Source organism: Pedobacter segetis (assembly GCF_016623585.1).
GTDB classification, from domain to species: domain Bacteria; phylum Bacteroidota; class Bacteroidia; order Sphingobacteriales; family Sphingobacteriaceae; genus Pseudopedobacter; species Pseudopedobacter segetis.
Window position 1 is genome coordinate 1 of the sequence record NZ_JAEHFY010000002.1, and the last position, 14,052, is coordinate 14,052.

General features: G+C 34.6%; 18 protein-coding genes. 16 read left to right on the forward strand and 2 right to left on the reverse strand.

The annotated features are described in order from the left end of the window. Positions 1 to 261: 261 nt before the first annotated feature. The 3 genes from I5M32_RS01320 to I5M32_RS01330 all read left to right on the forward strand — a co-directional run bounded on the left by I5M32_RS01320 (position 262) and on the right by I5M32_RS01330 (position 1,853). A complete protein-coding gene (locus I5M32_RS01320) occupies positions 262 to 537 on the forward strand; it encodes a SelT/SelW/SelH family protein (RefSeq protein ID WP_200584269.1) in 276 nt (91 codons plus the stop codon). A gap of 127 nt (positions 538 to 664) precedes the next feature. Continuing rightward, positions 665 to 1,249 carry a molybdenum cofactor guanylyltransferase gene (locus tag I5M32_RS01325; RefSeq protein ID WP_200584272.1) on the forward strand — a complete coding sequence of 195 codons (585 nt, stop codon included), beginning with the start codon at positions 665 to 667 and terminating at the stop codon, positions 1,247 to 1,249. A 61-nt stretch (positions 1,250 to 1,310) separates the two neighbouring features. Continuing rightward, on the forward strand, positions 1,311 to 1,853 hold the full coding sequence (locus tag I5M32_RS01330) for an META domain-containing protein (protein WP_200584274.1): 543 nt from the start codon (positions 1,311 to 1,313) through the stop codon (positions 1,851 to 1,853). Between the two features lie 262 nt (positions 1,854 to 2,115). Here the strand turns inward: I5M32_RS01330 and I5M32_RS01335 are convergent, their stop codons facing one another. Next, positions 2,116 to 3,168: a helix-turn-helix transcriptional regulator gene (locus I5M32_RS01335; RefSeq protein WP_200584276.1), complete on the reverse strand. Its 1,053-nt coding sequence runs from the start codon at positions 3,166 to 3,168 to the stop codon at positions 2,116 to 2,118. Positions 3,169 to 3,438: 270 nt separating this feature from the next. Here I5M32_RS01335 and I5M32_RS01340 point away from each other — a divergent pair, with 270 nt between their 5' ends. Then, positions 3,439 to 4,644 (forward strand): DEAD/DEAH box helicase, encoded by a 1,206-nt coding sequence (locus I5M32_RS01340; RefSeq protein WP_200584278.1) that lies wholly within the window; start codon positions 3,439 to 3,441, stop codon positions 4,642 to 4,644. Here the strand turns inward: I5M32_RS01340 and I5M32_RS01345 are convergent. Continuing rightward, entirely contained in the window at positions 4,641 to 5,030 is a 390-nt protein-coding gene (locus tag I5M32_RS01345; RefSeq protein WP_200584559.1) for an acyl-CoA thioesterase, read from the reverse strand. The genes I5M32_RS01340 and I5M32_RS01345 overlap by 4 nt on opposite strands. Positions 5,031 to 5,157: 127 nt before the next feature. Between I5M32_RS01345 and I5M32_RS01350 the strand changes: the two genes are divergently transcribed. The 12 genes from I5M32_RS01350 to I5M32_RS01400 all read left to right on the forward strand — a co-directional run bounded on the left by I5M32_RS01350 (position 5,158) and on the right by I5M32_RS01400 (position 13,730). Then, the gene (locus I5M32_RS01350; protein WP_317193086.1) at positions 5,158 to 5,307 is read left to right on the forward strand and encodes an FAD-dependent oxidoreductase; all 150 of its coding nucleotides are present in this window, start codon (positions 5,158 to 5,160) and stop codon (positions 5,305 to 5,307) included. A 140-nt stretch (positions 5,308 to 5,447) separates the two neighbouring features. Then, complete coding sequence (locus I5M32_RS16805) at positions 5,448 to 5,579, forward strand: hypothetical protein (protein WP_262895576.1); 132 nt, start codon at positions 5,448 to 5,450, stop codon at positions 5,577 to 5,579. A gap of 215 nt (positions 5,580 to 5,794) precedes the next feature. Then, positions 5,795 to 6,868 carry a HindVP family restriction endonuclease gene (locus I5M32_RS01355; protein ID WP_200584282.1) on the forward strand — a complete coding sequence of 358 codons (1,074 nt, stop codon included), beginning with the start codon at positions 5,795 to 5,797 and terminating at the stop codon, positions 6,866 to 6,868. Next, positions 6,868 to 7,812, forward strand: coding sequence for a DNA cytosine methyltransferase (locus I5M32_RS01360; RefSeq protein WP_200584284.1), 945 nt, complete (start codon positions 6,868 to 6,870; stop codon positions 7,810 to 7,812). The genes I5M32_RS01355 and I5M32_RS01360 overlap by 1 nt, the downstream gene beginning before the upstream one ends. Positions 7,813 to 7,996: 184 nt before the next feature. After that, complete coding sequence (locus I5M32_RS01365) at positions 7,997 to 8,257, forward strand: hypothetical protein (protein WP_200584286.1); 261 nt, start codon at positions 7,997 to 7,999, stop codon at positions 8,255 to 8,257. A gap of 14 nt (positions 8,258 to 8,271) precedes the next feature. Then, a complete protein-coding gene (locus I5M32_RS01370; protein WP_200584288.1) occupies positions 8,272 to 8,616 on the forward strand; it encodes a hypothetical protein in 345 nt (114 codons plus the stop codon). Positions 8,617 to 8,871: 255 nt separating this feature from the next. Continuing rightward, positions 8,872 to 9,444 carry a UbiX family flavin prenyltransferase gene (locus I5M32_RS01375; protein WP_200584291.1) on the forward strand — a complete coding sequence of 191 codons (573 nt, stop codon included), beginning with the start codon at positions 8,872 to 8,874 and terminating at the stop codon, positions 9,442 to 9,444. 38 nt (positions 9,445 to 9,482) lie between these two features. Next, the gene (gene mtaB / locus I5M32_RS01380; protein ID WP_200584294.1) at positions 9,483 to 10,802 is read left to right on the forward strand and encodes a tRNA (N(6)-L-threonylcarbamoyladenosine(37)-C(2))-methylthiotransferase MtaB; all 1,320 of its coding nucleotides are present in this window, start codon (positions 9,483 to 9,485) and stop codon (positions 10,800 to 10,802) included. Positions 10,803 to 10,818: 16 nt separating this feature from the next. Further along, on the forward strand, positions 10,819 to 11,982 hold the full coding sequence (locus tag I5M32_RS01385) for a prolipoprotein diacylglyceryl transferase (RefSeq protein WP_200584296.1): 1,164 nt from the start codon (positions 10,819 to 10,821) through the stop codon (positions 11,980 to 11,982). Position 11,983: 1 nt separating this feature from the next. Continuing rightward, the gene (locus I5M32_RS01390) at positions 11,984 to 12,454 is read left to right on the forward strand and encodes a GtrA family protein (RefSeq protein ID WP_200584299.1); all 471 of its coding nucleotides are present in this window, start codon (positions 11,984 to 11,986) and stop codon (positions 12,452 to 12,454) included. Further along, complete coding sequence (locus tag I5M32_RS01395; protein ID WP_234461828.1) at positions 12,447 to 13,244, forward strand: inositol monophosphatase family protein; 798 nt, start codon at positions 12,447 to 12,449, stop codon at positions 13,242 to 13,244. The genes I5M32_RS01390 and I5M32_RS01395 overlap by 8 nt, the downstream gene beginning before the upstream one ends. A gap of 3 nt (positions 13,245 to 13,247) precedes the next feature. Continuing rightward, positions 13,248 to 13,730, forward strand: a complete 483-nt coding sequence (locus I5M32_RS01400; RefSeq protein ID WP_200584302.1) for a heme-binding domain-containing protein — start codon at positions 13,248 to 13,250, stop codon at positions 13,728 to 13,730. Positions 13,731 to 14,052 lie beyond the last annotated feature (322 nt).

The following is a 14,052-nucleotide window of genomic DNA, read 5'->3' on the forward strand; positions in this document are numbered from 1 at the left end:
ACCTTATGTTATGGTGATTAAATTTAAGAGTTAAGATGCAAGAAACAAGTATCAAGAAGCAAGAACATATTTAATAAAAATAATGAACTAATAAACCACAACGCAAAACACCAATGAACCAATGCCTAATGAACTAATAAACCACAACGCAAAACACCAATGAACCAATGCCTAATGAACTAAAAGACTGCAACGCAAATACCAATGAACTAATGCCTAATGAACTAAAAAAGCCATTTTGTATGTACTAATAAACCATTTATGAAACCAATAATACAAATAGAATACTGCCCAAAATGTGGTTGGATGTTGCGATCGGCATATATGGCGCAAGAGATATTGAATACTTTTGTAGATGAGATTAAAGGAGTAATGTTGGTTCCGAGTGAAACAGGAGGCAAATTTACCATCAAAATAAATGAAGAATCAATTTTTGATAGGGCAAAAATGGATCGTTTTCCAGAAATTAAGGAGCTTAAAAAGCTGATAAGGGATGTGGTCAATCCGGATAAAAGTTTAGGACATACAGATAGGTAATTGAATGTGAAGAGATAAACATCAAGAATTAATAACCAAGAATAAGGAGCTAAGAATCCAGAGCCAAGAATCAAGAATTTACGGCATGGCAACTAAATACTAGCACTTAGCAAATACCAATAAACCAATGCCTAATAAACTAAAAAACAATAACTTAAAAGGTTTGATCCTCTGCGGTGGCGAGAGCAAAAGAGCGGGTACAGATAAAGGTTTGAAAACTGGCAATGGAACAACTTGGGTAAAATTGGTGGCCAATAAATTGGAAAATTTAGGTCTAGATTATTTCGTTAGCATTAATTCTTCACAGATCGAAAAATATAAAAATGAAATAACTGAAAAACTATTTATCTTAGATGATTTAGATATTCTAGGGCCTTTAAGGGGCATTTTATCTGCGCACCAAAAATACCCGAAAAACAATTGGCTCATCTTGGCCTGTGATATGATAGATATGGATTTGCAAACTATCCGTAGCTTAATCAATGAATTTCTATATACAGAAAAGCATGATTTTTATGTTTATAAAAACGAAGAATTTTACCAGCCTTTTTGTGGGATATATACTGCTGATGGACTTTCTAAACTGTTAAAAAAATACTCAAATAAAGAACTGGATACTTTCAAATTGCAAAATGTCTTCAAAAACCATGATACCTTGGCTATCCCGATTAATTTGAACGATCCATCTTTCAATAATTACAACCAACCCTAAAAAATATAAAACAAATTATGGCATAATTATTTCTGATTTTAATTTACCAACAAATTAGATCATGAAAGCAAATCAATTAAAATTTATGGTTATAGGCTTATTGGCATTCATTATTGGCTGCACAAACTCAAAACCATCGTCAACCACCCAAAAAAATCTCGATTCTGCAAACATTAAAAGAAATACTGATGATACTATTCAAAACCTACCATCAGTTGCAGAAAAAATCACCTCAATAAAGGCCGATATTACAAAAATGAAATGGAATTTGATTTTCTTTTCTGGAATTAAGAATGAAACCGAGCCTTTTAAGAATGAAAAAGCTACCATTAAATTTAATAACGATGGAACTTTTAATGCTAAATTTTGCAATAACATGTCAGGGAGTTATGTAATAGATGAAGAAAAGGGAGCCATCACACTTTCAAAAATAATAGCTACAAAAATGCTTTGCCAAGGAAATTTGATGAAGGCCGAAGATGGTTTAAAAGAAGGGACCTATCAAATGGATATTACTAAAGGTCGTTTATCATTAAATGCAAAAAACCGATTTTTTACTTTTGATAGAGAAAGCACACCAACAGAAAACCCCATGGCCAATTAAATAGGCATCAAAAAAAAATTATTGCGACTTTTTCTGATTATAAATATTAGAAACCAAGCATATAATTAAAGATGCAAATAGCACCCAACAAACTATTAAAGGTATATATGAGTTCCAACTATCAATGAAATAATAGGCAACTATAAAAGAAATTGAGCATAATGCCACTAATAGATAAATTAATCTCATCATTTTAAGAATGAAATCTAATTAAGCTTAAATTAAGCAAAAAAGAAAAAAAACGACGATTTAGACTATTAATTTAAGTTAAAGGTCTATTCCTTTGCCTTTTATTGGCATTTTTGGCTATCTGTAAAGAAAATTCTTTAGGGTTTAATTGAAAAGTGGCTTTAAATAACCTAGAAAAGTAACTTTTATTGGCAATCCCAATATTGTTGGCAATCTCGCTGATGTTAAGTTCGCCGATCATAATCTGTTCTTTGGCATAGTCTAGCCTAATTTTATTGAGGTAATTATTTACCGTTAGGCCAAAATTGTACCTAAAACCCTCTTGCAATTTGGTGGGGTTGGTACCTACCTTGTTGGCTAGTTCTTTTATGGTTAAAGGTTTTGATAGCTCAGATTTTAATATCTGAACGGCTTTTTGTATCTGCACCAATTCAGATTTCCTTAGTATTTGCCTTTTAGGAATATCTTTTTTATCATCCTCATAATCAGATATTTGTATGCTCAAAATCTCGTTAGATTTGCCTTCTAAAAATAAAGACCGGGCAATTCCAGAGAACTTACTTGTTTTAATGGTATCAATACAATCAGACATTGCAAGGCTATAATTCCCTTGGTAAAAGAAAAGGTTGCGAGCCGTTAAATCTTTAAAAAGCTTTTTAAGGCCAACATCAAGGATATTTAAGTCGCAATCTATTTTTGTTTTAAATTCTTTGCGGCTAATTTCCAAACTATTCAAATGGATGTTTTCATTTTTAGGGAAAATTAGGATGTGCCCGTTCTGCTGGGTGCTTGCAACAATGATATTTTGGAATTGCTCTATCTGGTGTAAAACATCATGCTCTTCAAATTTATGCTTCACAGATCCTTTAGAACAATAAATAAATTTTAAAGGATGTATGCTGTTAACGTTAAAGTGTATTTTTAGAGCTTCTTTTAAAGTACAGTTGTATTCTATTAAACCAAAGCCGTTTAAAAAATTAATCCCTCTAATAGAGCCCTCTCCGTATATTTCGGGGATATTTAATATGTACTCGTTGCATCTATTAAAATAAGTAGTGTCTAAAGCCTCTGCAATATTAGCGATAACATCTTTTAATGGGAGCGATTTTACAAAAATCTCGTTCATTCAAGTATAATAAAACAAATTGAATTTTATGGTTCTTCCTTAAATTTTTATCGAAATTATAAAATACTTATGAAATAAAACCTGCCTTTTCTTTAGTGTTATTTTTATATTCATTTAAGTTAAAAAATAGCTTTTTATAAATTAAAACAACTTTAATTATCAACTCGGTACTGTTTTACAAGATTATTGCAACCTTATATGATGTTGGTTTACAAGAGGATTGAAATAAATGTTTTATATTTGCTATCCTACGCTTAAAAATAATAATATTTGAAATTCCAAGATTTTAATTTCGTCTCCCAATTGCAAGAGGGTTTAGACACTATGGGTTTTACAAAACCAACCCCAATCCAACAAGAAGCAATTCCGCATATTTTAGCAAATAAAGATCTAATAGCTTGTGCGCAAACGGGTACGGGTAAAACCGCGTCCTATTTATTGCCGCTGCTACATAAGATACAAGAGGCAGGTATTTCCCATACAGATACCGTTATATTATCCCCAACTAGAGAATTGGCTATGCAAATTGATCAGCAAATAATGGGGCTAGCCTATTTTACAGGTTGCACTTCAATTGCAGTTTATGGCGGTGGCGATGGTTTTAGTTATGAACAGCAAAAACGTTCATTAACCGATGGAGTAAACATTGTGGTAGCAACACCAGGGCGTTTGATCGCACATTTAACATCCGGAACAGTGAATTTGAAAAAAGTAAAGCATTTGGTTTTGGATGAAGCCGATAGGATGTTGGACATGGGCTTTTATGATGATATTGTGCGCATCATCAGTTATTTACCTGCTAAAAGGCAAAACTTGCTTTTTTCGGCAACCATGCCTCCCAAGATAAGGTCTTTATCAAAAAAAATACTGCATAACCCCGTAGAGGTTAATATTGCGATTTCACAGCCCTCCGAAGGGATTTTACAACAGGCTTATCTGGCCTTCGATGATCAAAAAATGGCTTTGCTAAAGCTGATACTATCCAATAAATCTTTTAAAAGCGTGATCGTTTTTGCATCGAGAAAAGAAACAGTCAAAAAATTGAATTCGGCTTTAAACCGGGCTAATATTTCCTCAGAAGCCTTTCACTCCGATTTGGAACAAGAGGATAGGGAAGATATTATGGTAAGGTTTAGGGGGAAAAGCTTACCAATTTTGGTAGGTACAGATGTGATTTCTAGAGGGATTGATGTTGTGGGGATAGATCTAGTGGTAAATTATGATGTGCCGCCGGATCCAGAAGATTACATCCACCGCATCGGGAGAACCGCAAGGGCAGAAACAACAGGTACGGCCATTACTTTCATCAACGATAAAGACCAACAAAAATTTGCAAGGATAGAAACCCTGATAGCCAAAGAAATCCCAAAGCTGCCATTGCCAGAAGGTTTTGGAGATGCCCCTGTTTATAATCCAAAAGCAAAAAAAGCTTTTAACCCTAAATGGAAAAATAAGAATTTTAGAAAGAAAGCCTAATCTTTAAACCTATCGGCAGAATAAGTGATTTTTGTTTTGCCATGTGGTATAGGGTTAAACTCTTTATCTATATTTACGAACACGATCTTATCGATGGTTAAAATACTCTGACGCGTGATCTTATTTCTTACCTCGCAAAATAACGTAAGCGAGGTTGTACCAAATTTTGTGGCAATGATCCCCATCTCTATAATATCCCCTAATATTGCCGAACTCAAGAAATTGATTTCAGACATATATTTGGTAACCACCCTTTTATTGTCTAATTGGCAAATGGCATAAATTGCGGCCTCCTCATCAATCCATTTTAATAAACTTCCGCCAAATAAAGTTCCATTGGGGTTTAAATCTTCTGGCTTAACCCATTTTCTGGTATGGAAATTCATTTTTTCTTTAATATCCTCAGTCATTTTAATTTCGATTTTTATGGTACAAATATCTTAAATTATCACAAACAAAATTTCGGATTAAGCATTTAACGGCATAATGGGCGCATAAAAGAGTAAAGTAACCATAATAGGTGCTGGTATAGCTGGCTTAATGGCGGCAAAAGTTTTAAATGAAGCGGGTTTTAGAGTTTTAGTTTTGGAAGGTTTTGATCGTATTGGAGGTAGGGCAACCACCACCAACAAAGAGGGTTATTTGCTTGATCGCGGCTTCTAAGTATTATTGGGCAATTATCCTTTGGCAAAAGAACTGTTAAACTATAAAAGTTTAAACTTAAAAGCCTTTGATCCTGGGGCCAAAATTTTATATCAATAAAAATATACCATGTTTTAGATCCCCTAAGAAAACCCTTGAGTTTGTTTAATACAGTATTATCGCCAATAGGTTCTTTTGCCGATAAGTTGTTGATGTTTAGGCCTAAGATAAGGCTAAGGTTTAAAACTATAGAACAGGTTTTTGATGAAGATGAGCAAACCACCATCAGCTAATTGTTAAAGCTAGGCTTTGATGATAAAATGATCGATCGGTTCTTTATCCCCTTTTTAGGCGGCATTTTTTTAGAGAAAGAGAGAATTAACCACCTCAAGCAGGGTGTTATGCCCAATGCTACTAGCGGTCTTACTAAAACGAACTGACAGACAAAACCCAACGACTTTACCAAAACTATTAGTAAATTTGAAACTGAAATTAGATATAGAAATTTATGGACATACAAAAAGTAGGGCTATTCGGAATTAAGCATTCAAACAGGGATTTTACTCAAGCAGACACTTGGGGCAAAAACCAGTTTAATTCTTCGTTTCCTGCTGGTTTGACTAACTTTCTTGCTTCAAAAAAATTAGAAAACGTTTATATTTGTCTTGATAAAGACCTCAAAATTGAACATCAAAAAATCTCGGCAGAACAACTTTACGGAATAGACTCAACTTCTGAAGATTTGTTTTTCTCTTTTGAAAGTCAATACACACCATACCAACAATTGGTTATAGGTACTTTACCGAGAGTGGATTTAGTTACTCAATCACGAAATAGTGGACAGGTTTTACGACCTATTGAAGTAAAGCTAACTGCATTGCCCGATAATTCTACTTACAATTTAAGTGAAGAATATTATGGTTGCGAAATAGTAATAAGATCAGACACAATCGTGTATCTGGCTTGTAGTATTGCCTCAAATTTCAAAGACAAACAAAAGCAACTTTCCAAATTAATCGGGAATAAATTTGACAATATAACAGACTGGGCAGACGGAACAGCGGTTTGGGCGCATATAACTGAAATGATTGTAACTATTGACAAAATCATTCTTTCGGTCTTAGAAAAACAAGAACCTATTTTATTACAACCAATATGGAAAACAAACGGAAAATCACCAAAACTTTCTGATAATTGTTTGGATGCTTTTGTTTGGAGTAATATCGCTTTTACTCAGTTTTTTGTTGATGTGGCAAGAGGCGAACTATCATCTAACAATAAAATTACAAGACAAATAAGAACCATTATTTGGTTATTCAAAATGCTTTATGATTTTGCCAAAAACGGACAAATAAACCATCATAAAATCATTGACGAACTTTCTTACAATACCAAAAACGATAAAGCATTTGCGGTAAGCGGACGTGTTACGCACCGCTACATGACTTGTGCAGAACTCACAAAACCAAGAATTGAGAAAAAGGACATCAAGAAAATTATCCTTGGTGGAGGACAGAATTTACTTAGTCCCGAAAGACGATTTGATGCTATTATTTTTAACTCACCTGAATTATTTAGCTAATGGAAACAGTAGATTTATTTTCGGGTTGTGGTGGTTTATCACTTGGATTTCAAAATGCAGGATTTAAAATTCTAGCTGCTTTTGACAATTGGGAGCCAGCCGTAAAAGTATATAAAGAAAATTTTGACCATCCTATTTACGACACAGATTTAGGTTGTAAAGAAGAACTTGAATTTGTAAAAAGCTTTAAACCCCAAATGATAATTGGCGGTCCACCTTGCCAAGATTTTTCAAGTGCTGGAAAGCGTGACGAAACCTTAGGGAGAGCAGATCTAACTATATCATTTGCAAACATAGTTTCAGAAGCAAAACCAGAATGGTTTGTAATGGAAAATGTGGAAAGAATTACAAAAAGTAGTATTCTTAAAGAAGCATTACAAATTTTCAAGAAAGCGGGTTATGGTATTTCTTATCAAGTTTTAGATGCTAGCTTTTGTGGTGTTCCTCAATCAAGAAAACGCTTTTTCTTGATCGGACATAAATATTCGCAAGACAATTTTTTAAATCCATATTTTTCTAAAAAACAAACTACAAAACCAACGACTTTGTTTGATTATTTTGGTAATTCGTTAGGTCTTGAATATTATTACAGACATCCGAGAAGCTATGCAAGGCGTGGTATTTTCAGTATTTATGAACCAAGTCCAACAATACGCGGTGTAAACCGACCTATTCCAAAAGGCTACACAAAACACGAAGGCGACCCAGTAGAAATTACGGAAGATTTAAGACCTTTAACAACAAAGGAAAGAAGTCTAATACAGACTTTTCCAGAGGATTTTGTTTTCAATGGAACAAAAACAGACCTTGAACAAATTATTGGTAATGCTGTACCTGTGAAATTGGGAGAGTTTGTAGCAAATTGTATTAACGATTACATCATCGACAAACAACAAAACAAACAGATTTCAATCGGACAATTGGAATTAATATACGAAAACTAAAACAGAACTGTGCATAACAAATTATTGGCGTAATAGCCGTTGAATGGATTCTATTAAGCATTTGTACAAAGCTGAACGGTAGTAATTCTACTGAACTTTTATACTGAAAATCCGCCAATACCCAAACCGTTCAATTTTGTGTTTAAGATGTTTGGGGAAGGGGATGCGCTAATCTCGGCAGGGAATGCAAGAGATACCTAATCAATTAGCTACGGGGCTATTCAGCAACAAAATAATTTACAACAGTTTTGTTACTCAAATGAAAGAAAATAAGGTAATCTGTGAAAATGGTAAAGAATATGTTTCAGATCATATTGTTTTCGCAACAGACCAGATGAATTTACCAAAACCATTTGCCCAAACACCAAAAAATTACAGATTTGTTCATGATTTTTTTATTATTGATAAACTACCTTTTAAAAAGCCAATGATAACACCGGGATAAATAATATGGCAATTATGGATAATATCTCAAAAAATTATACCTCTAACCAAAAGCATTTAATCTCTATTTCGGTAATCAAAAATAGGGGTCAGTTGCCACAAGAAAACATGATCGAAAAAATAAAACTTGAAATGGCAGAATGGTTTGATGTTAGTGATTGGGATTTTTTAGATAGTTTCAAGATCAACTACCTATTGCCCTATCAGTTAAGCGTAAAAAATCCATTGGCAAACTCAGATATAATCAAACAAGAAAATAGCTACAATTGCGGTGATTATTTGTGCAATAGATCCACCAACTCGGCAATATATTCTAGAAAACGAGTTTTTGAAATAATTAACAACTTTAACAAAAATTAATTAACTAAATAGGTAAATCGATTTTTTTTAATTAACGAATGGTCTATTTACAATGGTTAAAATTAACACATCCAAAAAAAATCGAATTATTTCTCAATTATTTTCTCAAATAATTTGCTTAATCAAGTTATTTGTTTCTATATTTGTCATGCCCTCCCAAAGGGCATGTTTTTCATAGGTAGATGTAGGGTCGAATATTTATATTCGGCCCTTTTTTGTTTTAGAACCTTTTTATCATGATTTTGTTAAACAACCATGGCGAATAAAAAAATTGTAGTGGCAATTACCGGTGCTAGTGGATCTATTTACGCAAAAATATTGTTGCAAAAATTAGCCCAACTTAAAAAGCAAATATCAGAAGTGGGCGTGGTGATGTCTGATAATGCCAAAGACGTATGGAAATTTGAATTAGAAGATGAATCTTATCATGATTTTGATTTTAAATTTTACGATAAAAACGATTTTATGGCCCCCTTTGCCTCGGGGTCTGCAAAATACGATACCATGATCATTGTTCCTTGTTCTATGGGCACCATGGGCCGCATAGCCTCTGGTATATCTAATGATTTAACCAGCCGGGCTGCAGATGTTATCCTAAAGGAAAGAAGAAAATTGATCCTAGTGGCAAGAGACACGCCTTTAAGTCTTATCCATATCAACAACATGAAAGCCATAACAGAGGCAGGCGGAATAATTTGTCCGGCCGTTCCATCATTTTATAACAAACCAAAAACTATTTACCAAGTAGCAGAAACGGTTGTTAATAGGGTGTTAGATTTGGCAGGATTAGAATCTGATAGCTTCCGGTGGGGAGAAACCAAGGCCTAATTAAGCAAGAAATTTATATCTTTGCAGCCTTGATCAAGATGAATAAAAAAGTTGCATTTTATACTTTAGGTTGTAAGCTCAATTATTCTGAGACTTCTACAATTGGCAGGCAATTTAGTAATGCCGGTTTTGAAGTGGTAGATTTTGCCAGCCAAGCAGATGTTTACATCATCAATACCTGCTCTGTAACAGAAAACGCCGATAAGAAATGCAGAAAAATTGTAAAGGAAGCCTTAAAGCATTCTCCATTTGCATATATTACCATAGTTGGTTGTTACGCCCAGTTAAAACCAGAAGAAATTTCTAATATAGAAGGGGTGGATATGGTTTTGGGCGCAGCAGAAAAATTCCGCATAGTAGAGTTTATTACAGACCTCACAAAAGAAAATAAACCGAAAATATTCAATAGCCCAATTTCAGAAACCAACCAGTTTGTTGCCTCATATTCTTTTGGCGATAGAACCAGAACGTTCTTAAAAGTTCAGGATGGTTGCGATTATTCTTGTACCTTTTGCACAATTCCGTTGGCAAGGGGAGAGAGCAGGAGCGATAACATAGAAAGCGTTGTTGATCAGGCTAAAGAAATTGCAGCATCTGGGGTTAAAGAAATTGTTTTAACAGGTGTTAATATTGGCGATTTTGGCATTAGGGCAGGTAAAAGAGAACACAAGTTTTTAGATTTGGTAAAAGCTTTAGATAAGGTTGATGGCATCAATAGAATACGTATTTCTTCAATAGAGCCTAATCTTTTAAGCAATGAAATTATTGGGTTTGTTGCACAATCTAATAGGTTTGTGCCGCATTTTCATATTCCTTTACAATCTGGATCTGATAAGATTTTGGGTTTGATGCGCAGGAGGTATAAAAGGGATCTATACATAGATAGGGTAAAAACCATTAAACGGTTAATGCCAAATGCTTGTATAGGTGTTGATGTTATTGTTGGTTTCCCAGGAGAAACACGTGAAGATTTTATCGATACTTATAATTTTTTGAACGATTTGGATATTTCCTATCTACACGTTTTTACCTATTCAGAAAGAGAAAACACACCAGCTTTTGAAATGGAAGGCGTGGTGCCGGGTTCGCAAAGGGCCGATAGGAGTAAAATGTTGCACATCCTATCAGAAAAAAAGAGAAGGGCTTTTTATCAGACCCAGTTAGGAAAAGAAGCAGAAGTTCTTTTTGAAGCAGATCATAAAGAAGGTTTTATGCATGGCTTTACCGCTAATTACGTAAAGGTTAAAGTGAAGTACGATCCCCTTTTAGTAAATGAGCTAAAACAAATTAAACTCGATTTCATTTTGCCCGAAGGCGATGTGAGCATTACGGAACCAGCCGAATTATTTATACATTAACATACCAAAAACCTATATGTTTCCAACTCTTTCGCATCTTATCGAATATCTTTTCGGGATAAATGTTCCCTTGCCAATACAAACATTTGGCTTTTTTGTGGCCCTGGCTTTTGTGGCCGGTTATTGGGGCTTTTCTGAAGAACTAAAACGTAGGGAAAAACTAGGTCAAGTACACCCGGTAAAAAAGGAGGTTATTATAGGTGCCCCCGCATCTATTACAGAATTGATCCTAAACGGGCTTTTTGGCTTTTTAATAGGTTATAAAATTGTTTACGGACTTTTAAATTACACTGCTTTTGTTAACGATCCGCAAGGTTTTATTTTATCTACCAAAGGAAATTTTATCGCTGGTATAGCGGTGGCCGCTTTGTTTGCTTATTGGGCTTATCGCGAAAAAAAGAAAACAGAATTACCTACTCCAAAAAAAGTAACAGAAGTTGTTCATCCTTATCAAATGATGGGGACTTTTATCGCATACGCTGCCATTGCAGGTATTATTGGGGCCAAAATTTTTGATAATTTAGAGTATTGGGATCGTTTTATGCAAGATCCAATCCAAAACTTGCTTTCATTTAGTGGTTTAACCTATTATGGAGGTTTAATTTGCGGGGCATTTGCGGTATTATATATATCTGGCAAAAACGGTATTAAAGCCGTTCACATGGCAGATGTTTGCGGCCCGGGTTTAATGTTGGCTTACGGAGTGGGCAGAATTGGCTGCCAAATGGCTGGTGATGGCGATTGGGGAATACAAAACCTTAACCCAAAACCACATTGGTTTTCTTGGGCACCAGATTGGATGTGGTCTTTTAAATACTCCCATAATGTTATTAACGAAGGTATTGCCATACCGGGTTGCGTGGGTAAGTTTTGTAGCGAGTTGGCTGTTGGGGTTTACCCAACTCCTTTTTATGAAACAATAGCCTGCTTTATACTGTTTTTGTTCTTATGGTCTATTCGTAAAAAAATCAAAACTCCAGGGATATTTTTCTGTATCTATTTAATATTAAATGGTTTAGAAAGGTTCTTTATCGAGTTAATCCGTGTAAACTCTAAATATCATATTGGTTCTTTTGCTTTTACACAAGCAGAATTAATTTCTACTTTATTGGTTTTGGGCGGCTTAATTGGGATGGTTTTATTTTACAATGCCGATAAAAAAAGAAAGGGAATAGCATAGTATGCCTTCTAATGTTATCGGTAAAACCTTAAACCAATATCGTTTTTTTCAGAATAAGGTAGTTAGGTTTTTTCTTTCTGCGGGTGTTGCCATGTTGGTAGATGTAACCATTTACTTCATCACCTTCAACTTTATATTTGTCAAAGACGTGGTCATGATCTTTGGGCATCCAAACAAGGCACATAACGTTTCTTTACTTATTTCTTACAGCTGCGGCGTAATCGTAAATTTTTTATTAACTAAATATGCGGTCTTTGCCAACTCTACTTTGGCCAGTAGAAGACAGTTTATCCGGTTTAGCTTTATCGCCTTTATAGGTTTTTTTGCTAACTATGCCTTGTTAAGGTTTTTTATAGAGATTTTCTACATTGCGCCAACCTTGGCCAGGATAATATCGGCATTAAGCCTAGGTTTTTCTAGTTATTACGTTCATAAATTATTTACCTTTAAAATAAAACCTAATAATGATTGATTATGAAAACCTTTGTAAACAGGTAATTGAGGTAGCTAAAATGGCCGGAAAATTTATCATTACAGAATCCAAAACCTTTAATGCCTCTAAAATTGAGTATAAAGGTGTAAACGATATGGTTTCTTATGTAGATAAAACTGCCGAAAGGATGATCATCGAAGAGCTTTCTAAAATTCTACCACAATCTGGTTTTATAGCAGAAGAAGGTACTTCAAACAAAACCGCAGAAGAATTTAATTGGATCATAGACCCCTTGGATGGGACAACAAATTTTATACATGGCATACCCGCTTTTGCAGTTAGCATCGCTTTAAAACAACATAACGATTTAGTTGTTGGAGTTATTTATGAGATTAACCAAGATGAATGCTTTTATGCTTGGAAAGACAGCAAGGCGTATTTGAACGGGAAGGAAATAAAGGTATCTGATAACGAAAAGCTAAACAGCAGTTTGGTGGCCACGGGTTTTCCTTATTACGATTTTGAAAGGCAAAACGCATATATGGGTTTATTTACAGAAGTGATGCGAAAATGCCATGGTTTAAGAAGGATTGGAGCAGCTTCTGTAGATTTGGCTTACACCGCCTGCGGTAGGTTTGATGCCTATTTTGAATATAACCTAAAACCATGGGATATTGCAGCCGGTTTATTGATCGTAGAGCGGGCAGGGGGCAAATACTTTGATTTTGATGGCGGAGAAAACGCCTTAACAACCTATGATATAGTGGCCACAAACGGTAAGATATCTGAAGAACTCAATGAAATTATACATTCACATTTTAAAAAATAAGAAATGGCAAAGAAAATATTATTGGCAATAGCGGTTATATTAGTTGTTATCCAATTCATTAAACCAGAAAAAAATATACACGCCGGTACGCAGCCAAATAGCATTACTTCTAAATATGCAATGCCAGATACGGTAAACAAAATATTAACCGTTGCTTGTTATGATTGCCATAGCAACAACACACGTTACCCTTGGTACAACAAAACCCAGCCCATCGCGTGGTGGTTAAATGATCATGTAACAGGCGGTAAAAAACATTTTAATTTTGATGAGTTTACCACCTACTCTTTAAAGAGACAAGATCATAAATTAGAAGAATTGATCGCTTCTCAAGATGAAGGTTGGATGCCGCTAGAATCTTATACCTTTATACATAAAGATGCCCTTTTAAATGCTTCGCAGAAAAAAATATTGACAGATTGGGCAAAAGATTTAAGAAAAGAAATTCAGGCCAATCCAGATTTTGCAGCATCTCCCGCAAAGTAGATCTGTTTAACTTATCTTTTAAAAATTAAAAATAATTTGGCGTTTTAACGGTTATCAGGCTGGCTAATACCTCTTTTTATTTGTCATCCTTTTCCCTTCGCACAGCGCAAAAATGCTAAGGATCACAAATAAAAAGGATGCGTTTCTATTCCTAACCCACTCATAATCATGGGGAACTACCGCTTTAATAACTCTTTAAAGGTTATAAAGTTATTCTCTTTCTGTAGCAACCGCTAAAAACAAATAAAAAAACCGACGATTAATATTTGTCGGTTTTATATTTTGGGTATTTTTTATTTCCTATCCTTAAAATCTCGCTTCT